General features: G+C 70.3%; 17 protein-coding genes. 12 read left to right on the forward strand and 5 right to left on the reverse strand.

What is annotated here, in order from left to right:
- Positions 1 to 32: 32 nt before the first annotated feature.
- The 5 genes from glgX to glgB all read left to right on the forward strand — a co-directional run bounded on the left by glgX (position 33) and on the right by glgB (position 9,952).
- Positions 33 to 2,180 (forward strand): glycogen debranching protein GlgX, encoded by a 2,148-nt coding sequence (gene glgX / locus ACZ63J_RS18650; RefSeq protein WP_465408664.1) that lies wholly within the window; start codon positions 33 to 35, stop codon positions 2,178 to 2,180.
- A gap of 352 nt (positions 2,181 to 2,532) precedes the next feature.
- Positions 2,533 to 4,515 (forward strand): maltotransferase domain-containing protein, encoded by a 1,983-nt coding sequence (locus tag ACZ63J_RS18655; RefSeq protein ID WP_465408662.1) that lies wholly within the window; start codon positions 2,533 to 2,535, stop codon positions 4,513 to 4,515.
- Between the two features lie 37 nt (positions 4,516 to 4,552).
- Positions 4,553 to 6,361: a maltose alpha-D-glucosyltransferase gene (gene treS / locus ACZ63J_RS18660; protein WP_465337889.1), complete on the forward strand. Its 1,809-nt coding sequence runs from the start codon at positions 4,553 to 4,555 to the stop codon at positions 6,359 to 6,361.
- A gap of 5 nt (positions 6,362 to 6,366) precedes the next feature.
- Positions 6,367 to 7,740 (forward strand): maltokinase N-terminal cap-like domain-containing protein, encoded by a 1,374-nt coding sequence (locus ACZ63J_RS18665; protein WP_465408660.1) that lies wholly within the window; start codon positions 6,367 to 6,369, stop codon positions 7,738 to 7,740.
- A 4-nt stretch (positions 7,741 to 7,744) separates the two neighbouring features.
- On the forward strand, positions 7,745 to 9,952 hold the full coding sequence (glgB, locus tag ACZ63J_RS18670) for a 1,4-alpha-glucan branching protein GlgB (protein ID WP_465408659.1): 2,208 nt from the start codon (positions 7,745 to 7,747) through the stop codon (positions 9,950 to 9,952).
- Positions 9,953 to 10,075: 123 nt separating this feature from the next.
- Here the strand turns inward: glgB and ACZ63J_RS18675 are convergent, their stop codons facing one another.
- Positions 10,076 to 10,684: a hypothetical protein gene (locus ACZ63J_RS18675; protein ID WP_465408657.1), complete on the reverse strand. Its 609-nt coding sequence runs from the start codon at positions 10,682 to 10,684 to the stop codon at positions 10,076 to 10,078.
- Between the two features lie 93 nt (positions 10,685 to 10,777).
- On the opposite strand from ACZ63J_RS18675, the gene ACZ63J_RS18680 reads away from it, so the two are divergent.
- The 3 genes from ACZ63J_RS18680 (at position 10,778) to ACZ63J_RS18690 (ending at position 13,598) form a co-directional block, all read left to right on the forward strand.
- Positions 10,778 to 11,170 (forward strand): hypothetical protein, encoded by a 393-nt coding sequence (locus ACZ63J_RS18680; RefSeq protein WP_465307381.1) that lies wholly within the window; start codon positions 10,778 to 10,780, stop codon positions 11,168 to 11,170.
- Positions 11,171 to 11,409: 239 nt separating this feature from the next.
- The gene (locus ACZ63J_RS18685) at positions 11,410 to 12,684 is read left to right on the forward strand and encodes a hypothetical protein (RefSeq protein WP_465408655.1); all 1,275 of its coding nucleotides are present in this window, start codon (positions 11,410 to 11,412) and stop codon (positions 12,682 to 12,684) included.
- Between the two features lie 440 nt (positions 12,685 to 13,124).
- Positions 13,125 to 13,598 carry a helix-turn-helix transcriptional regulator gene (locus tag ACZ63J_RS18690; RefSeq protein ID WP_465408653.1) on the forward strand — a complete coding sequence of 158 codons (474 nt, stop codon included), beginning with the start codon at positions 13,125 to 13,127 and terminating at the stop codon, positions 13,596 to 13,598.
- 58 nt (positions 13,599 to 13,656) lie between these two features.
- On the opposite strand, the gene ACZ63J_RS18695 is transcribed toward ACZ63J_RS18690, so the two are convergent.
- Both ACZ63J_RS18695 and ppgK read right to left on the reverse strand, forming a co-directional pair.
- On the reverse strand, positions 13,657 to 15,066 hold the full coding sequence (locus ACZ63J_RS18695) for an RNA polymerase sigma factor (RefSeq protein WP_465337883.1): 1,410 nt from the start codon (positions 15,064 to 15,066) through the stop codon (positions 13,657 to 13,659).
- Between the two features lie 195 nt (positions 15,067 to 15,261).
- On the reverse strand, positions 15,262 to 16,029 hold the full coding sequence (ppgK, locus tag ACZ63J_RS18700) for a polyphosphate--glucose phosphotransferase (RefSeq protein ID WP_465308246.1): 768 nt from the start codon (positions 16,027 to 16,029) through the stop codon (positions 15,262 to 15,264).
- 64 nt (positions 16,030 to 16,093) lie between these two features.
- On the opposite strand from ppgK, the gene ACZ63J_RS18705 reads away from it, so the two are divergent.
- Complete coding sequence (locus ACZ63J_RS18705) at positions 16,094 to 16,912, forward strand: inositol monophosphatase family protein (RefSeq protein WP_465408651.1); 819 nt, start codon at positions 16,094 to 16,096, stop codon at positions 16,910 to 16,912.
- Positions 16,913 to 17,051: 139 nt separating this feature from the next.
- Here the strand turns inward: ACZ63J_RS18705 and cei are convergent, their stop codons facing one another.
- Positions 17,052 to 17,735 (reverse strand): envelope integrity protein Cei, encoded by a 684-nt coding sequence (cei, locus tag ACZ63J_RS18710; protein WP_465408649.1) that lies wholly within the window; start codon positions 17,733 to 17,735, stop codon positions 17,052 to 17,054.
- A 479-nt stretch (positions 17,736 to 18,214) separates the two neighbouring features.
- Here cei and ACZ63J_RS18715 point away from each other — a divergent pair, with 479 nt between their 5' ends.
- Positions 18,215 to 18,523: a DUF4193 domain-containing protein gene (locus tag ACZ63J_RS18715; RefSeq protein ID WP_086676737.1), complete on the forward strand. Its 309-nt coding sequence runs from the start codon at positions 18,215 to 18,217 to the stop codon at positions 18,521 to 18,523.
- 139 nt (positions 18,524 to 18,662) lie between these two features.
- On the opposite strand, the gene ACZ63J_RS18720 is transcribed toward ACZ63J_RS18715, so the two are convergent.
- A complete protein-coding gene (locus tag ACZ63J_RS18720) occupies positions 18,663 to 19,145 on the reverse strand; it encodes a DUF3093 domain-containing protein (protein ID WP_465307371.1) in 483 nt (160 codons plus the stop codon).
- 24 nt (positions 19,146 to 19,169) lie between these two features.
- On the opposite strand from ACZ63J_RS18720, the gene dut reads away from it, so the two are divergent.
- Entirely contained in the window at positions 19,170 to 19,673 is a 504-nt protein-coding gene (gene dut / locus ACZ63J_RS18725) for a dUTP diphosphatase (protein ID WP_465408647.1), read from the forward strand.
- On the forward strand, positions 19,673 to 20,335 hold the full coding sequence (locus ACZ63J_RS18730) for a DUF3710 domain-containing protein (protein ID WP_465337879.1): 663 nt from the start codon (positions 19,673 to 19,675) through the stop codon (positions 20,333 to 20,335). Before dut ends, ACZ63J_RS18730 begins: the two co-directional genes overlap by 1 nt.
- The last annotated feature ends 201 nt before the right edge of the window (positions 20,336 to 20,536 follow it).

A 20,536-nucleotide genomic window follows, 5' to 3' on the forward strand; every position in this document is an offset into this window, starting at 1 on the left:
GCGGACCGCGTCCGATCTGGGACGATTCAGGAATGGCCACACGACCCTCCGCCGACCACGTCCTCGCCGGCCGCCCCTTTCCGCTCGGCGCCCACCCGGAGGCCGGCGGCGTGCGGTTCGCGATCACGTCCGCCGTCGCGGACGCCGTCGAGCTGTGCCTGATCGACGCCGACGGGTCCGAACGCCGGATCGCGCTCACCGAGCGCACGTTCGGCGTCTGGCACGGCCTGGTGCCCGGGGTGACGCCGGGGCAGCGGTACGGCTACCGGGTGCACGGCCCGTACGACCCGGCCCGCGGCCTGCGCTGCAACCCGAACAAGCTGCTGCTGGACCCCTACGCCCGGCAGATCACCGGCGGGCTCACCGACCTGCGCGCGGCGCAGGGCTTCACCGGCGACCCGGACCGCGGCCCGATGTCCACAGTGGACTCCCTGGGCAGCGTGCCGCTCTCGGTCGTCACCTCGCCCGGCGGCCCGGACACCGGGACCAAGCCCGAGGTGCCGTTCGAAGAGGCGGTCGTCTACGAGCTGCACGTCAAGGGCTTCACGAAGCAGCACCCGTTCATCCCCGAGCCGCTGCGCGGCACCTACCTCGGCCTGGCCCACCCGGTGGCGATCGAGTACCTGACCCGCCTCGGCGTCACGTCGGTGGAGCTGCTGCCGGTGCACTCCTTCCTCGACGAGCCGTCGCTGGTCCGGGAGGGCCGGCACAACTACTGGGGGTACTCGCCGCTCGGCTTCTTCGCGCCGCACGCGGCCTACGCCAGCGAGCCCGGCCACGAGGTCGAGGAGTTCCGGCTGATGGTGGCGGCGCTGCACGCGGCCGGCATCGAGGTGATCGTCGACGTCGTGTTCAACCACACCTGCGAGGGCGGGCCGGACGGGCCGACGCTGAGCTTCCGCGGGCTGAACGCGCCGGTGTACTACCTGCACACCGAGCGCGGCCACATGGCCGACATCACCGGCTGCGGCAACACCCTCGAGGCCGGCTCGCCGACCGTGGTGCGGCTGGTCACCGACTCGCTGCGGTACTGGACGCAGGAGCTGGGCGTCGACGGCTTCCGGTTCGACCTGGCCAGCACCCTCGGCCGGCCGCGCGGCGGCGCGTTCGACGACGCCTCGACGTTGCTCACCGCGATCACCACCGACCCGGTGCTCTCGCGCTGCAAGCTGATCGCCGAGCCGTGGGACGCGACCGGCGAGGGCTACCGCGTCGGCGGCTTCGGCGCCCAGTGGGCGGAGTGGAACGGCCGCTACCGCGACACGATCCGCGACTTCTGGCGCGGCGCGACCGGCGTCCGTGACCTCGCCTACCGGCTGTCCGGTTCGTCGGACCTCTACGACCACAACCTGCGCCGGCCGTGGCAGTCGATCAACTTCGTCACCGCCCACGACGGCTTCACGCTGCGGGACCTGGTGTCCTACAACGAAAAGCACAACGAGGGCAACGGCGAGGACAACCGCGACGGCACCAACGACAACCGCTCGTGGAACCACGGCGCCGAGGGCGACACCACCGACCCGGCGATCCGGGCGCTGCGGACGCGGCAGGCGCGCAACCTCTTCGCCACCCTGCTCCTCTCGACCGGCACCCCGATGCTCACCGCGGGTGACGAGTTCTGGCGAACCCAGCGCGGCAACAACAACGCGTACTGCCTCGACGACGAGACGTCGTGGTTCGACTGGACCCCGGAAGACCCCGAGGCCGAGGCCATGCTCGCCTTCGCCCGCCGGGTCGTGCGGCTGCGCGCGAACAGCCCCGCGCTGCGGCAGCCGGAGTTCTTCGAAGGCCGGACGACGCCGACCGGCCAGCCGGACCTGGTCTGGTTCCGCCCGGACGGCGAGGAGTTCGGCGAGAACGACTGGTTCGAGGACCGCCGCACGCTCGGCATGTGGATCGACGGCTCGAACAGCCAGGCCCGCAACCGCGAGGGCGCGCTGGTGCCCGACCACTCGTGGCTGCTGTGGCTGCACGCCGGCGACGCGCCGGCCGAGGTGGTGCTGCCGGGCCGCGAGTACGGCGAGACGTTCAAGCCGACGCTCGACACCAGCACCGCCGACGGCAGCCCGGCCACCCCGGGCGCCCTGGAGCCCAAGAGCCGGGTGACCCTCCAGTCCCGCTCCCTCCTCCTGCTCCGCGCCCCCCGCCTGGCCGCCGACCACCCGACGGAAGGCCCCTGACCCCGCACCCAGCCGGACGACACGCGTACCCAGCCGGACGACTCGCGTACCCAGCGGGACGACACGGCGGCCGGGCGGGCGTCCTCGCCGTGTCGTCCATCGGCGTACGCGTGTCGTCCATTCGGGTACGGGTGTTGGCCGTTCGGGTGCGCGTGTCGGTCGTCGCGGTGCGTCGCCGGGGGGCGGCACGGACGTAACCTGCCGGACACGCGCCGGAAATTCGTTGTGGCGGAAGCGTTTCGGCCGCACCGGCCTGGGTACTCGACTAAAGAACCCTGCCTCCTGGGCGCTTGATCGAGTCGGGCAGACTGGCGTCGCCTGCGTCCAACCGACACACCGAGGGGCGTTGCCCATGACCGGCCGGCTCGGCATCGACGACGTCTCCCCCAGCGTGAGCTGCGGCCGGTATCCGGCCAAAGCCGTTGTGGGGGAACACATCCCGGTCACCGCGACCGTCTGGCGAGAGGGCCACGACGCCGTCGCGGCGACCGTCGCCTGGCGCGGTCCGGGCGACCGGCTGACCCGCCAGACCCGGATGGCGCCCCGCGGCGCCGACCATCCGGACGAGTTCGCCGCGGTGATCGTCCCGGACACCACGGGGATGTGGACCTACCGCATCGACGCCTGGGGCGACCCCTGGGCGACGTGGGAGCACGCCGTCGAGGTGAAGGTCGCCGCCGGGCAGGGTCCCGAAGACCTCGCCAACGACCTCGAGAACGGCGCCCGGCTGCTGGAGCGCGTCTCCCGCCGCCCGGACCGCCGCGCGGAGAAAGCGCTCCTCGTCGGCGCGCTGACCGCGTTGCGCGACGAAGAACGCGGCCTCGCCGAGCGGGTCGGGCCCGCGCTCTCGCCCGAGATCCGCCAGCTCATGCACGAGTTCCCGGTGCGCGAGCTGATCACCAAGGGCAAGCCGCACAAGGTGTGGGTCGACCGCACGCGCGCCGCCTACGGTTCCTGGTACGAGCTGTTCCCCCGGTCCACCGGCGGGCTCGACGCCGAGGGCAAGGCGGTGCACGGCACCTTCACCACCGCCGCGGTCGCGCTCGACCGCGTCGCCAAGATGGGCTTCGACGTCGTCTACCTGCCGCCGGTCCACCCGATCGGCCGGGTCAACCGCAAGGGCCCCAACAACACGCTCGACGCGTCCCCGGACGACGTCGGCTCGCCGTGGGCCATCGGCTCCGACGAGGGCGGCCACGACGCCATCCACCCGGACCTCGGCACCTTCGACGACTTCGACGCGTTCGTCGCGCGGTCCGCGGAGCTGGGCATGGAGGTGGCGCTCGACTTCGCGCTGCAGGCCGCGCCCGACCACCCGTGGGTGCTGAAGAACCAGGAGTTCTTCACGACCCGCCCGGACGGTTCGATCGCCTACGCGGAGAACCCGCCGAAGAAGTACCAGGACATCTACCCGATCAACTTCGACAACGACCCCAAGGGCGTCTACGAAGAGATGCTGCGGGTCATCACGGTGTGGATCGACCACGGGGTCAAGATCTTCCGGGTCGACAACCCGCACACGAAGCCGCCGGACTTCTGGGCCTGGCTGATCCAGTCGGTGAAGGACGCCCACCCGGACGTCGTCTTCCTCGCCGAGGCGTTCACCCGCCCGGCGCGGCTGTGGGGCCTGGCCCGGCTCGGCTTCACGCAGAGCTACACCTACTTCACCTGGCGCACCGGCAAACAGGAGCTGATCGACTTCGCGATCGACCTGCGGGAGCACTGGCACGAGGGCCGGCCGAACCTGTTCGTCAACACCCCGGACATCCTCCACGAGTCGCTGCAGCGCGGCGGGCCCGGCATGTTCGCGCTGCGGGCCGCGCTGGCCGCGACGATCTCGCCGACGTGGGGCGTCTACTCCGGCTACGAGCTGTTCGAGCACGTCCCGGTCCGCGAGGGCAGCGAGGAGTACCTCGACTCCGAGAAGTACCAGCTGCGCCCGCGCGACTTCGAGCGCGCGCTCGCCGAGGGCCGCTCGCTCGAGCCGTGGCTGACGAAGCTGAACGCCGTCCGCCGCGCGCACCCCGCGCTGCAGCAGATGCGCACCCTGCACTTCCACCACGTCGACAACGACGCGCTGCTGGCCTACTCCAAACAGGACCCGGCCACCGGGGACACGGTGGTCACCGTCGTCACCCTCGACCCGTACGCGCCGCAGGAGGGCACGTTGTGGCTCGACACGGCCGCGCTCGGGTTCGAGGCGCACGAGCGGCTGATCGCGCACGACGAGGTCACCGGTGACACGTGGGACTGGGGCCCGGCGAACTTCGTGCGGCTCGAGCCCTGGCGGGCCGTGGCGCACGTGGTGTCGCTCCGCCGGCGGCTGGCCGGTTAGCAGGGAAGGAACGGATCGAAGGACTGAGGTGGAGCACATGGCGGAGGAGGCCCGCCCCGACGCGGCGCTCGGGCTCGACGGTGTCCCGCACACCGGTGAGGCGATGACCGCCGATGGCATGCTGGTGGAACCCCAGGCCGGGGACTTCCGCTCGGCGCAACAGGCGCCCAGCAACCCGGAGTGGTTCAAGGGCGCGGTGTTCTACGAAGTGCTGGTGCGCGCGTTCGCCGACTCGAACGGCGACGGCACCGGCGACCTGCGCGGCCTGGCCGGCCGGCTGGACTACCTGGCGTGGCTCGGCATCGACTGCCTGTGGCTGCCGCCGTTCTACGCGTCGCCGTTGCGCGACGGCGGGTACGACATCAGCGACTTCCGGGCGGTGCTGCCGGAGTTCGGCAGTGTCGAGGACTTCGTGTTCCTGCTGAACGAGGCGCACCGGCGCGGCATCCGCGTGATCACGGACCTGGTGCTCAACCACACCTCCGACGCGCACCCGTGGTTCCAGCAGTCCCGCCAGGACCCGGACGGCCCGTACGGCGACTACTACGTGTGGAGCGACGACGACTCCCGCTACGCCGACGCGCGGATCATCTTCGTCGACACCGAGACGTCGAACTGGACCTACGACCCGGTGCGCGGCCAGTTCTACTGGCACCGGTTCTTCTCCCACCAGCCTGACCTGAACTTCGAGAACGTCGACGTCCAGAACGCGATGATCGACACCCTGCGGTTCTGGCTCGACCTGGGCATCGACGGGTTCCGCCTCGACGCCGTGCCGTACCTGTTCGAGCAGGAGGGCACCAACTGCGAGAACCTGCCGCGCACGCACGAGTTCCTCAAGCGCTGCCGCAAGGTCGTCGACGACGAGTACCCGGGCCGGATCCTGCTGGCCGAGGCGAACCAGTGGCCTTCGGACGTCGTCGAGTACTTCGGCGACCCGGCGGTCGGCGGCGACGAGTGCCACATGGCGTTCCACTTCCCGCTGATGCCGCGGATCTTCATGGCGGTGCGCCGGGAGTCGCGGTTCCCGATCTCGGAGATCCTCACCCAGACCCCGGAGATCCCCAGCGGCAGCCAGTGGGGCATCTTCCTGCGCAACCACGACGAGCTGACCCTCGAGATGGTCACCGACGAAGAGCGCGACTACATGTACGCGGAGTACGCCAAGGACCCGCGCATGAAGGCCAACATCGGCATCCGCCGTCGCCTCGCCCCGCTGCTGGACAACGACCGCAACCAGCAGGAGCTCTTCACCGCGATGCTGTTGTCCCTGCCGGGCTCGCCCGTTCTGTACTACGGTGACGAGATCGGCATGGGAGACAACATCTGGCTCGGCGACCGCGACGCGGTGCGCACCCCCATGCAGTGGACCCCGGACCGCAACGCCGGGTTCTCGGCGTGCGACCCGGGCCGGATCTACCTGCCCGTGATCATGGACCCGGTCTACGGCTACCAGGGCCTGAACGTCGAGGCGCAGTCGAACAACGCGTCCTCGCTGCTGAACTGGACCCGGCGGATGATCGAGGTGCGCAAGGAGCACCACGCGTTCGCCGAAGGCGAGTTCGTCGACCTCGGCGGGTCGAACCCGAGCGTGCTGGCCTACAAGCGCCAGTGGCGGCGCCCGGACGGCGGCGAAGACGTCGTGCTCTGCGTGAACAACCTCTCCCGGTTCCCGCAGCCGGTGGAGCTGGACCTGTCCGCGCACCGCGGGTGCACGCCGGTGGAGCTCACCGGTGGCGTGCGGTTCCCCAGCATCGGGGACCTGTCGTACCTGCTGACGCTGCCGGGGCACGGCTTCTACTGGTTCCAGCTGACGAGCCCGGGAGACGAAGGCGAAACGAGGTGAGTCCCTTGTCCGACCCGCGCGAGCTGGTCGACGAACTGACCGGTGACCTGAAGCGCTGGCTGCCCGAGCAGCGCTGGTTCGCCGGAAAGGACCGGCCGGTGACCGCCGTCCGGCCGCTCGGCGTGACCGAGCTGGTCGAAGGCGACCCCCAGCTGCTGCACGTGGTGATCGAGGTCGCCCAGGATGACCGGCGGGAGCCCTACCAGCTGCTCCTGGGCCGGCGGACGCACCCGCCGGAGATCTCCTCGGGCAGCTGGATCGGCGCCGGCGGCGACCTCAACGCCTACGAGGCGTCCGGCGACCTCGACGTCACCGGTGTCCTGCTGGACCTGATGGCGCGGGAGGGCCGCGTGGGCTCGCTCGTGTTCGAGCACGAGCCGGGGGTCGAGCTGGAGACCGGCCTGCGGGCGCGGCCGATCACGTCGGAGCAGAGCAACACCTCGCTGGTCTACGGCGGCCAGTACATCCTCAAGCTGTTCCGCAAGCTCACCCCGGGCAAGAACAAGGACCTGCTGCTGCACCGGGCGCTGCAGGGCGTCGGCAGCAAGCACATCGCGCAGGTGCTCGGCTCGGTCACCGGCGACCTCGGCGGCGAGCCGACCACGGTCGGCATGCTGCAGCAGTTCGTCCCGGACGCCGTCGACGGCTGGGCGATGGCCACCACCAGCGTCCGCGACCTGATGGCCGCGCCGGAGCTGCACGCCGAAGAGGTCGGCGGCGACTTCGCGGGCGAGGCCGAGCGGCTCGGGCGCGCGGTCGCCGAGGTGCACGCGGACCTGGCCGAGGCGCTCGGCACCGAGGCGGTCGACGCCGACGAGCTGGAACGCACGATGAAGGCGATGGTCGCCCGGCTGGACACCCTCGCCGCGCGCGTGCCGGAGCTGGCGGAGCACGCCCCGGGGCTGCGGGCGGCGTTCGAGACGCTGCGCACCCTGCCCGCGGACTCGGTGACCATGCAGTACATCCACGGCGACCTGCACCTCGGCCAGGTGCTGCGGACCGTCACGGGCTGGCTGCTGATCGACTTCGAGGGCGAGCCGGCGGCCCCGGTGGAGGAGCGGCACGCGCTGCGGTCGCCGTTGCGCGACGTGGCGGGCATGCTGAGGTCGTTCGACTACGCGGCCCAGCAGCTGCTGGTCGGGCAGCCGGACGAGCCGGCGCTGGCCGAGCGGGCCCAGGAGTGGTCCGACCGCAACCGGGCCGCGTTCTGCGAGGGCTACGCCGCGGTCGCGGCCGACCCGCGCGACCAGGGCGAGCTGCTGCGCGCCTTCGAACTGGACAAGGCGGTCTACGAAGTGGGCTACGAGCACGCCAACCGGCCGGACTGGCTGGGTGTGCCGCTCGCTTCGATCGCCCGGATCACTAGCGGAGAGGGATGACACCGTGAACGCGGTTCCGGAAGGCTTCCCGGCCGCGGCCCCGCCGGCCGCGGACATCGACCGGCTGCTCGCCGGGTCCCACCACGACCCGCACTCGGTGCTGGGCGTGCACGCCGTCGGCACGGGCTTCGCGGCTCGCGCGCTGCTGCCCGGCGCCAAGGCCGTGACGCTGCGCGCGGGGGAGCGCCGGTACCCGATGGAGCCGGTGATCGACGCGCTGTTCGCCGTCGCCGTGCCGGAGCACCCCGGTGACTACCGGCTGGAGGTCGAGTACGACGGGCACACCGTCACCGCCGACGACCCGTACCGCTGGCTGCCCACGGTCGGCGAGCTGGACCTGCACCTGATCGGCGAAGGCCGGCACGAGCGGCTCTGGGAGGCGCTCGGCGCGCACGTCCGGTCGTACGAGACGCCGAACGGCGACGTCGAGGGCACGTCGTTCGCGGTGTGGGCGCCGAACGCCCGCGGCATCCGCGTGATCGGCGACTTCAACGGCTGGGACGGGCGCGGGCACGCGATGCGCTCGCTCGGCTCGTCCGGGATCTGGGAGCTGTTCGTCCCCGGCGTCGGCGCGGGGACCTGTTACAAGTTCCGCATCCTCGGCGCCGACGGCAACTGGCGCGAGAAGGCCGACCCGATGGCGTTCGGCACCGAGCAGCCGCCGGCGACGGCGTCGGTCGTCACCACCGCCGCGCACACGTGGGAAGACGACGAGTGGGTCGCCCAGCGCGAGGCGACCCAGTGGGCCGCGGCGCCGATGAGCGTCTACGAGGTCCACCTCGGGTCGTGGCGGCCCGGCCTGGACTACCGCGAGCTGGCCGACCAGCTCGGCGACTACGTGCTCGAGACCGGCTTCACGCACGTCGAGCTGCTGCCGGTGTCGGAGCACCCGTTCGGCGGCTCGTGGGGCTACCAGGTGACGTCGTACTACGCGCCGACGTCCCGCTTCGGCTCCCCGGACGACTTCCGCCACTTCGTCGACCGCCTGCACCAGCGGGGGATCGGCGTGCTCGTCGACTGGGTGCCCGCGCACTTCCCGAAGGACAGCTGGGCGCTGGCCAAGTTCGACGGCACCGCGCTGTACGAGCACGCGGACCCGCGCCGCGGCGAGCAGCCCGACTGGGGCACGCTCGTGTTCGACTTCGGCCGCAACGAGGTCCGCAACTTCCTGGTCGCCAACGCGCTGTACTGGATCGAGGAGTTCCACCTCGACGGCCTGCGCGTCGACGCCGTCGCCTCGATGCTCTACCTCGACTACTCCCGCAACGAGGGGGAGTGGCTGCCGAACCAGTACGGCGGCCGCGAAAACCTGGACGCGGTGAAGTTCCTGCAGGAGCTGAACGCGACCGTCTACAAGCGACACCCGGGCATCGTCATGGTGGCCGAGGAGTCGACGGCGTGGCCGGGTGTCACGCGCCCGACGCACCTGGGCGGGCTCGGGTTCGGCTTCAAGTGGAACATGGGCTGGATGCACGACACGCTCCGGTACCTGTCGCACGAGCCGATCCACCGGGCGTACCACCACAACGAGATGACGTTCTCGCTCGTGTACGCGTGGAGCGAGAACTTCGTGCTCCCGCTGTCGCACGACGAAGTGGTGCACGGCAAGGGATCCCTGTGGGGCCGCATGCCGGGTGACGCCTGGAACAAGGCGGCCGGGCTGCGCTCGCTGCTGGCGTTCATGTGGGCGCACCCGGGCAAGCAGCTGCTGTTCATGGGCGGCGAGTTCGGGCAGCCCGCGGAGTGGTCGGAGCAGCGGTCGCTGGACTGGCACCTCCTGGAGGAGCCGCTGCACCGCGGCGTCCAGGACCTGCTGCGGTCGCTGAACTCGGTGTACAAGTCGACACCGGCGTTGTTCAGCCAGGACACGTCCCCGGACGGCTTCCGCTGGATCGACGCCAACGACTCCAGCGGTAACGTGCTGAGCTTCCTGCGCATCGGCGCGGACGGCTCGAAGCTGGCCTGCGTGGCCAACTTCGCCGGAGTCCCGCACCACGACTACCGCGTCGGCCTGCCGTCCGCGGGCCGCTGGCGCGAGGTCGTCAACACCGACGCCGAGGCCTACGGCGGCTCCGGCGTCGGCAACCTGGGCGAGGTCGAGGCGGTGGAGTCCCCGTGGCACGGCCAGCCGGCCTCGGCCGTCCTCCAGCTCCCCCCGGCCGGAGTCCTCTGGCTCACCGAAGAACCCCCGGAGACCCCCGAACTCGCGTGATCGGAAGGTCGACACGCGTGATCAGAAGGTCGACACGCGTGATTGAAGGGTCGACACGATGCCTGGCGCTGTGTCGACCCTTCAATCACGCGAGTTGACTCCTCAATCACGCGAGTCGACTCTTTAATCACGCGTGTCGGCGCTCTGATCACGGGCGGTTTCGCGGGTTTCGCGGGCTCGGCGGGCCGCGCGGCGGCGTCGACGGCGGGCCGAGGCGTCCAGGAACCAGGCGAAGTGCAGGAGTCCGGGCTGGTCACCCGGGATCCACAGCACCACCGGGTCGTCTTCGCCGAGGCGGAGGGTCAGCTCGGCGGGCTGGTCGGTCCATCGGCCGCTCGTGCCGCCGAGGGCGACCTTGGCCTCGGTGATCTCGGCGAGCCGGGTCCGCCACCGCGGCTCGAGCCGGCCGCGCGCCCAGGCCAGCAGCTCGAGTGAGCGGGTGCGCGGCTCGTGCACCAGGAACACGAGGTGCTTCGCCCTGGTCCGGCCCCGGTCGTGCCCGGCGTAGACGTGCTCCGGGTGACGTCCGGCCGCGTGGAGCCGGCGGCGCACCCGCGCCAGCCGCACCCGCGGCAGCACTCCGCGGGCCCGGGCCGTGGCGTGGGCCGTCCCCACGACGAGCGCCACCGCGGCGGCGACACCCAGCAGCCAGGCGCCGTCACCCAGGACGGAGATGGCCCAGGCCAGGGCCGCCGCGCCCAGGCCGAGGGCGAGCGCCACCGCGCACGGCACAGTCGGTCCTCCCCGCGGTCGTGGTGGAACGGTTCTACCGTCGACCGCCCGGGAGGGGTCCCCGAACCGGCCTCGCGGCCTTACCATGAGGTCATGGCCGGCGCCGGCGGCGTCCTCGCGAACCTGATCCTGTTCGCCGTGGTCTGCATCGCTCCCACGGTGCTCTTTTGGTGCGCGCTGCGCTTCCCCGCGATCCTGCGGTGGATCCGCGAGAAGCGCGTGAAGCCCCAGCCCCAGGGCCCGCCGATCGAACGGGTCGCCGCGGACCTGCGCCGCGTGCACCGCCTCCTCGCCGGCTACCCCTCCGGCACCCCGGCCGCGCGCCGCTTCGGCACGCGGCAGGCGTACGACGAGCTCCTCACCCAGGCCTGCCGCCAGGTCGGCGTCCCGCACCGGCTCGAGGAGCTGCCCGAGGGGATGGACCGCGAGATCGAACGGCTGCGCGTCGAGCAGTCGCTGCGGGAGCGCGGTCTGGCTGTCCCCTGACCGGGGTCCTCGCCCGGCCGAAGAGTGTTACTCCGTCACTCGATCGGATGGTAGGCGGTCATGCCTCAGCAGATCCGGTGCATGATAAAAGGTTCGCCTGACCAGCGTAAACCAGCTTCCGGGAGACCTCGAGTACAAGTAGAGGAGATTCTGGCGGGCGCTCGAGTACCTCTCGAGTACTTGACGTCACAACCTTGGTACGGCACTATTTCGCGCATACTTGAGGAAAGCAGGGGGTAGTGCTCGTTCCGAAGATGATCACCGGAATTCGTCGAAGCGACTTTCACTTCACGACTGTCACGACGCTGGGCTGGGTTCTGGAACAGCATGTCTCGGGTCTTGTCCTTGAGCAGGCCCTGCGAGATGTTAAAGAGGGTCTCCCTGTCGACTCGCACACGCAGCAATTAGCCGCATTCCGGCGACGCATCCAGCGTCCCTTTGAGAAGAAGGCAACCGAGCGTCGCAGTGTTGCCGGTGAGTCGGTTCTGGTCGAGCGATTCGTCCCGACGGCCAAGATGATCAACACCCGCGGCGCCTTGCGCACCTACATGCAGGAGCAGTTCGCGGTCAGCCCGGAGGAGGCGTTCGGTGTTCTTCCCGGCTTTGTCTCTGTCTGGCCCGATCGTATGAAGGAACTGGACAACCCTACCGCCGTCAATGGACTGGAGAGTCCCTGGTTCACCTATGGCTACGGGCACCTGGGGCGAGGAGCGCTGGCGGATGGCGAGTGCCGTCATCTCGCCTGCCTCTATATCAACGCCGACCAAAAGGTCTCCGCCACGCTGAAGGACAAGCTGCTGAAGCAGTTGGTCACGGTCGAGATCTATCACGGGGTGACCGAGGAACAAGCCGCGCAGATGTTCGTCGACCTCAACTACGAAGGAACGCCGGTCGACACGATCACCAAGGCGAACATCGACCCGCGGAACAAGTGGATCGCGGCAGCGAAGAAGATCTTCGACGAGCTGGGCATCAAATACGCGACGACGGGCCGGCAGCTGACCACCACCCATCAGAACCTGGGCGAATGGATCCTGCTCACCCACGCCGAGCAAATGGTCAAGGCGATCGTCCTCGGCCCGAACAAGGCGTTGCAAAAGTCAAAACGAGCAGACTCCTGGGACGGTGTCGACTTCGACCGGTTGCACAAGGCCGCCGTCACCTGGTTCGGCGAAATCTTCGCCCACTTCGGCGGACACGCCGTTCTTGCCGACCGATCGCGGGTGGTCAGGACGATCGCGGTCAGGGTTGCGCTCGCCAGCCTCGGCTCGGCGTTCTACCGCGACGACGAACCCGCCATCGAAGCCGCGCGAGCCACTTTGGACGAGGTCAACTGGATGGTCTCCGAGGCGTGGCAGGGAATCGGTGGCAAGGTCACGGTGAAGGACAAGGTCGCCACCATGTCCGCGGGCTCCGGCAAGGAGTCGATCACGCGCGCGGTGCAAGCGGTCACGAAGCCGGAAACGAAAGCAGGACGGCTCGTCCGCGGCAACTCCGAGGACTCCGTCGTCTAGCCGTTACCTGCCTTGAACGAACTTCTCATCATCAGCGCCCGCTGTTGTCGCGATACCCCCTGGGAAGAAGCTTGCCTTCCTCGGTCACGCAGCGGACTCGAACAGCCCACCAGGGGGTTGCGTGGTCAAGTATCACAAACACAAAGAGATCAACCTCGCCATCGAGGAGGCGGTCAGGCTGGGGTGGACTGTGCAGGCCGGCGGCCATGCGATTCTCCTGCGCTGCCCGTGCCCGCCTAAACTAGGCATGAGGATCTCGGTCAGCGGCACGCCTCCGAATCCGGAGGGGGAAGCGAGCCGCGTTCGACGGATGGTCAAGTACTGTCCTGATCGCCATGCCTTGGACAAGCGATCCAGGCCCCGGAACGGGTGATCATGCCGCTCGACGTTTGAGCGGCGATGGTAACTTGACGCTCCCGTTGCTGTCGGGAAGGCGGAGGATGGGTCAGTTCGAGTTGATCTTTGCCGTGAATGACCTGCCTGACGAGACCGTGTTGCGCATTCACGAGGATCATGCTGTGTTCACGGCCGCGTTCGGCGGGTTGACGGTGGTCACGGTGACCGCGGACGGCGATGACGTCGTGGGTGTGGCCAGACAGGTCGTAAGAGACCTGGAGGTGGTCCCCGGTGTCCACGTCGTGAGGTGTTGCGAAGACCTCATGACCCTCGCTGATGTCGCAGATCGTTTAGAGGTGGCAGAAGACGTTGTAAGCCGTTGGATACAGGAAGAAACGGAACACCCTTTCCCGAAGCCGTACCACCTCGTCGCCGGCGGTGTGTGGTTGTGGGCGGAAGTGAGCGATTGGCTCCGTGAAACCGGTAGAGGGTCGAGCTTCGTTCGACAACCGAGTCCGACGGAGCTTCTGCAGATCAATCTTTGGCTCGCTCTGCGCTCAAACACCGGCCGGGCCTGAACGCGGAAGAACCCCGCCACCCGAGGTGGCGGGGTTCTTCGTTGTCCCGTAAGGAAAATCAGTCCAGGTAGTCCCGCAGCACCTGCGACCGCGACGGGTGACGCAGCTTCGACATCGTCTTCGACTCGATCTGCCGGATGCGCTCACGGGTCACCCCGTACACCTGGCCGATCTCGTCGAGCGTGCGCGGCTGGCCGTCCGTGAGGCCGAAGCGCAGCCGGACCACGCCCGCCTCGCGCTCGGACAGCGTCTGCAGCACCGACTGGAGCTGGTCCTGCAGCAGCGTGAACGACACCGCGTCGACCGCGACGACCGCTTCGGAGTCCTCGATGAAGTCACCGAGCTGCGAGTCGCCCTCGTCGCCGATCGTCTGGTCGAGCGAGATCGGCTCACGCGCGTACTGCTGGATCTCGAGGACCTTCTCCGGGGAGATGTCCATCTCCTTGGCGAGCTCCTCGGGCGTCGGCTCGCGGCCGAGGTCCTGCAGGAGTTCGCGCTGTATACGGCCGAGCTTGTTGATGACCTCGACCATGTGCACCGGGATGCGGATGGTGCGGGCCTGGTCGGCCATCGCGCGGGTGATCGCCTGGCGGATCCACCACGTGGCGTACGTCGAGAACTTGTAGCCCTTGGTGTAGTCGAACTTCTCCACCGCGCGGATCAGGCCGAGGTTGCCCTCCTGGATGAGGTCCAGGAACGCCATGCCGCGGCCGGTGTAGCGCTTGGCCAGCGAAACGACGAGCCGGAGGTTCGCCTCGAGCAGGTGGTTCTTGGCGCGCTCGCCGTCACGCACGATCCACTTGAGATCGCGGCGCATCTGGGTGACGAGCTTCTCGCCCTCCTCCTCGGCGGTGCGCACGCGCTCGGCGGCGTAGAGCCCGGCCTCGATCCGCTTGGCCAGCTCCACCTCCTCCTCCGCGTTCAGCAGCGCGACCTTGCCGATCTGCTTGAGGTAGGCCCGCACGGAGTCGGCCGACGCGGTGAGCTCGGCGTCCTTGCGCGCCTGGCGCAGGGCCTCCGACTCCTCCTCGTCCCAGACGAAGTCCGGGTTGTCGGAGCTCTTGGCGGCGGCCGCCTTGTCGGCGGCCGCGCCGCGACGGCGCTGCGCCGGGGTCTCCTCGTCCGACTCGTCGTCGTCATCGTCGTCGTCATCCGCCGAGCCGGCGTCCGGCTCGTCGTTGACGGTCTCGTCGACGACGTCGACCTCGACCTCTTCCAGGTCCGACAGGTCGGGCGAGTCGAGCTCGGCCTCGTCGATCTCGGCCGGACCGTCGGGCTCGCCGTCTTCGGTCTTGGCGCCCTTGGTCGCAGGCTTCTTCGCCGGAGCCTTCTTGGCCGGAGCCTTCTTCGCGGTGGTGGTCTTGCGCGCCGCTGGCTTCGCCGTCCCGGTGGCTGCCTCTTCGGCCGGCTCGCCGGCTGCGGTCGCTGTCTTCGTCCCGCCTCGGGTTGCGGTTCTTGCGGCTGCCACTTACGCCCTTTCGCAGCGGTCGATCATGACGAGCAACGGCACGGGGCCACTGCTGCCTCACATTCGGGGATCACGCCTCGGCCTGCGGTTTTGGCCTCCGCAGCCGTGGGCCGTGTTCCATTGTAACGACGGTACGCGCATGCGTCGCGAAGCGATCACCTTCCGGCCCGCCGGGGCGGGCGGACGGCGGCCGTTCTAGTGCTCGATGCCCTCGGCCGCGGCGGCCGCCGCGCCGACGATCCCGGCGTTGTTCTGCAGCGTCGCGACCAGCACCGGAGTGCGGATGTCCAGCAGCGGCACCCATTTCTCGGCCTTCTTGCTGACCCCGCCGCCGACGATGAACAGATCGGGCCAGATGAGGTTTTCGAGCACGGTCAGATAACGGTGCACCCGCTTGGCCCAATCGGGGTAGGACAGGCCCTCGTTGTCCTTCACCGAGGCCGCCGCGCGCTTCTCCGCGTCGTGCCCGTCGATCTCCAGGTGGCCGAACTCGGTGTTCGGGACGAGCTTGCCGTCCTGGAACACCGCGCTGCCGATCCCGGTGCCGAAGGTCAGCAGCGCGGTGACGCCCTTGCGCGCGACCGGGTCGCCGAAGCGGATCTCGGCCATGCCGGCCGCGTCGGCGTCGTTCAGCATCGCGATCTGGTCGACGCCGCGGCCGATCCGCTTGGCGAACAGCGCGTCCGCGTCGGTGCCGATCCACTGCTTGTCGATGTTGGCCGCGGTGTGCGCGACGCCCTTCTTCACGACGGCCGGCAGCGTCACGCCGACCGGGCCGTCCCACGCCGCCTGCGTGACGATGTCGTGCACGACGTCGGCCACCGCCGACGGGGTGGACGGCTTAGGCGTCTCGATCCGGATCCGGTCGCCGATGAGCTGGCCCTTTTCCAGGTCGACCAAGGCGCCCTTGATCCCGCTGCCGCCGATGTCGATGCCGAAACCTCGGCGGGTCGCCTCCACCACGGACGTGGTCCCTTCTCGCACGATTCAGAAGCCTGCCTCGGAGACTTTAACCGGATGTGGTGACATGGCGGACGTGGGAGTTGACGAGTCGTTGCTGAAAAGCGTCGCGGAGCAGGTCGCGACGGAAGCCGCCGAGCTGGTCCGCGAGGCCTGGGAGGGGATGGCGGGCGGTCGCGCGGTCGCTGTGGACACCAAGTCCGCGGCGACCGACGTGGTGACCGCGGTGGACCACGAGTCGGAACGGCTCGTGCGGGCGAGGCTGGCCGAGCTGCGCCCGGGGGAGCCGGTGCTTGGCGAGGAGGGCGGCGGCGAGGCCGGTGACGGCGTCACCTGGGTCGTCGACCCGATCGACGGCACGGTGAACTTCCTCTACGGCCTGCCCTGGTTCGCGGTGTCGGTGGCGGCCCAGGTCGCCGGCGAGTCCGTGGCCGGCGCGGTGGTCGAGCCGGCGAGCGGCCGGGTGTGGTCGGCGGCGCGCGGCCACGGCGCGTTCCTGGACGGCCGCCGGCTGGCGGTGTCGGCGCCTTCGCAGCTCGAGCTGACGCTGGTCGGGACGGGGTTCGCGTACTCGGCCGAACGGCGGAGGCGGCAGTCGCGGTTCGCGGCGGAGCTGCTCGGGCGGGTCCGGGACATCCGGCGCAACGGGGCGGCGTCGCTGGACCTGTGCGCGGTGGCGGCGGGCTGGCTGGACGCGTACGTCGAGCACGGGCTGCACCGCTGGGACTGGGCCGCGGGAGCGCTGATCGCGGCGGAGGCGGGCGCGCGGGTGTGGCTGCCGGGTTCGGCGCCGGAGCTCGGTGCGGATGCGACGTATGCGGCGTCTCCGGCGATCGCGGACCCGCTGCTGAAGGTGCTGGCCGACTGCGGCGCTGGGGAGGTTTGAGCGGCGCGGCTGGGCGGTCGCGAATGGGGCATTGGGGACGTCTGGCGTCGCGAATGGGTCATTCGCGGCGCTCGGCGGCCGGAACTGTCGGTGCCCGCCGGTAGCGTGGAAAACGGGGGCGCCCCCGCGGCCGGGTGGGTCAGCAGGCGACGTCGCGGGCCGAGGCCAGCAGGGTCTGGTCGATCACCGGGGCCTGCCCGCCGGCCGACTGCTCGTTGCTGCCGCCGCCCTGGTGGGCCTTCGACCAGTCGGCGAGCTGGGTGAGGATCTGGCGGGCTTCCGCACGGGGCCGCAGGTCGCCGAAGAGGGTGCCCGTCACCAGGTCGACGCTCGCGTCCTTGCGGTTGTCCTGGACCAGCTCGGCGCACGGCACCACCAGGCTGATCGTCCGGGCCGCCGTGACGCCGTTCTCGCCGAAGCGGATCTGGCCGCGGCACTTGGCCTCGCGGCCCTCGTACGCCGGGTCGTTGGCCGGTTCGCCCGCGCCGGTGAAGCCGAGCTCCTTGAGCGCCGTCGTCGCGATGCCGCCCTGGCCGCGGCTGCCGGACGCGTTGAGGACCTTCACCGCGACCTTGTCCGGCGGCACGGGCGCTCGGTCGTCGAGCGCGGTGTGGGGGAGGGTGTTCAGCGTGACGCCCGGTGGCGGGCTGGCCGGCGGGTCGCAGCGGACGGCCTCGTCGACGTCGCCCTTGCCGACTGCCGCGTTGATCCACACGATGATCGCGCCGAGGGCCAGCACGCCGATCACGATCAGCGCCGGCAGCGGCTTGTGCTTGCGATACGGCCGCGCCCCACGGTCCCCGATGCCGTTCCCCGACGCCACCTGCCCGTCCCTTCCCGAACCCGAAACCGACCGGTGCGCACGGCACCGTCGTGGCCGATGAGCCTAGGCGCTGCGACCGCCGCGCGGCCTTCCGGGTCACCCCCGTGCCCGCCCGTGGCCCCGTGCGGCGATCGCACCACGGCGGGGACCGCCGGAGCAAGCGGACACGGGCCGCGCGTGAAGTTCTCCACCCGGGGGCAACCCGAATGGACGACAACGCGTCTTACCTGCGGGTTCCCCCTGTCGGGTGACGATTGCCGGGCAATGTCTGACTCGTTGCAGAACCGTCGCGGGCGTGAGCTACCCTTCCCGGGCTCCGGCCGCAGGACGAGGCCCAAAACGAGAGAGACCTCGGTCACTCCGGCCGTCGGGCACAAACAGCGGCCCTGGAACGTTGACCAGCGGCACGGCGGACTCACGGGCGCACCCGGGGGTCCGGGAAAACGACTACACAAGCTGATCGCAGGGGTGAGGGACACATGGCTACCGACTACGACGCTCCGCGCCGCAGCGAAGCCGACGAGCTGGCCGAAGACTCGTTGGAGGAGCTCAAGGCCCGGCGGAACGAGAACCAGTCCGGCGTCGTCGACGTCGACGAGGACGCGACCGCCGAGAACTTCGAGCTGCCGGGTGCCGACCTCTCCGGGCTTTCCGGTGAGGACATGACCGTGAAGGTGGTGCCGAAGCAGGCTGACGAGTTCACCTGCTCCGTGTGCTTCCTGGTGCACCACCGCAGCCGGCTGGCCGAGGAGAGCGGCGGACGCCTGATCTGCCGCGACTGCGCCTGACCGCGCGGGATCTCGGACAGGGGTTCAGGGGACGAACAGACGCGACGGAGAGCCCTGAGGGACAGGGGAGGGCTCGAAGCGCGCTGGGGACAAGGGGGCCGGCCGGCAGGCCGGCCCCCTTCCACATGTCCGGGGGTGTTCAGGCGCCCTTGAGCAGCTCGGCGATCCGCTCGGGGTGGCGGGTGCTGAACAGCCAGTACGGCGTCGGGTCGGCCGCGTCGGCCACGCGGACCCGCACGACCGGGCCGACCCAGCCGCGGTGCAGGACGTAGGCGGCGGGGTCGCCGTCCCGGCCGAGCGCCTTGCGCTTGGCGTCCTTGTCGAAGATCTCCACCTCGCCGGCGTAGCGCAGCGGCAGGTGCGCGTCGCCGACCCACAGCTCCGGCTCGTCACCGCCGGTGACGCGGACCTTGGCCCGGCCGAGTGACAGCAGCAGCGCCACCACGACCGGCAACGCGATCACGTACGGCAGCCACGCCCGGATCCCCGGGTACCCGAGGTCGATCTCGGCCGCCAGCAGGATCGCGCCCAGCACCGGCAGCGGCCAGCCCCACCAGGGGACGTAGAGCCGCTCGGAGTGCCGGACCGCGGCACTCGCGGCCGTCTTCGCTGATTCACCCACGGGTAGAGAGTAATCTCGCCGCCCGTGTCCAGCGTTCAGGTACTCCTCTCCCGGCTCGACCCGGATGTCCCGCTGCCCGCCTACGCCCGACCGGGCGACGCGGGCGCCGATCTCGTCACGACCTCGGATATCGTCCTCGAACCCGGGGAACGCGCGGTGGTCGGCACCGGTGTCGCGATCGCGCTCCCCCCGGGGTTCGCGGGGTTCGTCCACCCGCGGTCGGGCCTCGCGGCCCGGGCCGGCCTCTCGGTGGTGAACACGCCGGGCACGATCGACGCGGGGTACCGCGGGGAGATCAAGGTCTGCCTGATCAACCACGATCCGGTGCACCCGGTGAAGCTCGCGCGCGGCGACCGCATCGCCCAGCTGGTCGTGCAGCGGGTCGAGCACGCCGAGTTCGTCGAGGTCGCCGAGCTCGACGCCACCGAACGGGGCGCCGGCGGCTACGGCTCCACGGGCGGACACGCCACACTGGGAGCAGACGCGCTCGCCGCGAGCGCCGGGGCTGGGGAAGGAACGGAGAAGTAGTGGGGATTTTCGGACGCAAGCGGCGGACCGAGGGCGGGCCCGCCGGACGGCACACCGCGCCCGAGACCGACGACACGATCGAGGGCGAGGCGTACGAGGACGAGGACGGCGAGCTGTCGGACGTCTCCGACGGCCCGTTCGACGTCGCGGACTTCGAGGACGACGGCGTCCCGCGGATCGACCTCGGCTCGGTGAAGGTGCCGGTGCCGGACGGGTCCCAGGTGCAGGTCGAGATGGACCCGGAGACCGGGGGCGTGCGCGCTGTGCACGTCGTCACCGAGCAGGGTCAGATCACGGTCAGCGCCTACGCCGCGCCGCGCACGGGCGGGCTGTGGCGGGAGGTCAGCACCGAGCTGGCCGACCAGCTGCGGGCCGACGGCGCGAAGGTGAACATCGGCCGCGGTGTGTGGGGCCTGGAGATCTCGGCCATCGTCGGGGACGTCTCGCTGCGCTTCGTCGGCATCGACCGGCCGCGCTGGATGCTGCGCGGGGTCATCGCCGGGCCACAGTCGGAGGCCGCGGCGGCGGTGGAGGTGCTGCGGGAGATCGTCCGCCGCACGATCGTCGACCGCGGGGACGCGCCGATGCCGGTCCGCACGCCGCTGACCATCACGCTGCCCGACGCCGTCGCCGAGCACATCGCCCAGCAGCAGCAGGGCTGACGCACGGGTTCGCGAAGGCCGCCTCGAGTCCCCTCGAGGCGGCCTTCACGGCTTTGCGGGGGGTGCCGCCGGGTCGCGCGGCGGCCGAGGATGTGCCGCGAATGACCCATTGCGGACGCCAGACACCCCCAACGGGTCACTCGAGACACCGGTGGCGGGCAGTTAGGGAGGAGAGGAAAAGCGCCCAGGCCCAGGGATCGC

This window comes from Amycolatopsis sp. NPDC104863 (assembly GCF_055582965.1).

Excerpts from the sequence above, each read along its gene's own strand:
- glgX (WP_465408664.1), top strand. The coding sequence starts at position 33 with ATGGCCACACGACCCTCCGCCGACCACGTCCTCGCCGGCCGCCCCTTT.
- ACZ63J_RS18655 (WP_465408662.1), top strand. The coding sequence starts at position 2,533 with ATGACCGGCCGGCTCGGCATCGACGACGTCTCCCCCAGCGTGAGCTGC.
- treS (WP_465337889.1), top strand. The coding sequence starts at position 4,553 with ATGGCGGAGGAGGCCCGCCCCGACGCGGCGCTCGGGCTCGACGGTGTC.
- ACZ63J_RS18680 (WP_465307381.1), top strand. The coding sequence starts at position 10,778 with ATGGCCGGCGCCGGCGGCGTCCTCGCGAACCTGATCCTGTTCGCCGTG.
- ACZ63J_RS18690 (WP_465408653.1), top strand. The coding sequence starts at position 13,125 with ATGGGTCAGTTCGAGTTGATCTTTGCCGTGAATGACCTGCCTGACGAG.
- ACZ63J_RS18705 (WP_465408651.1), top strand. The coding sequence starts at position 16,094 with ATGGCGGACGTGGGAGTTGACGAGTCGTTGCTGAAAAGCGTCGCGGAG.
- ACZ63J_RS18715 (WP_086676737.1), top strand. The coding sequence starts at position 18,215 with ATGGCTACCGACTACGACGCTCCGCGCCGCAGCGAAGCCGACGAGCTG.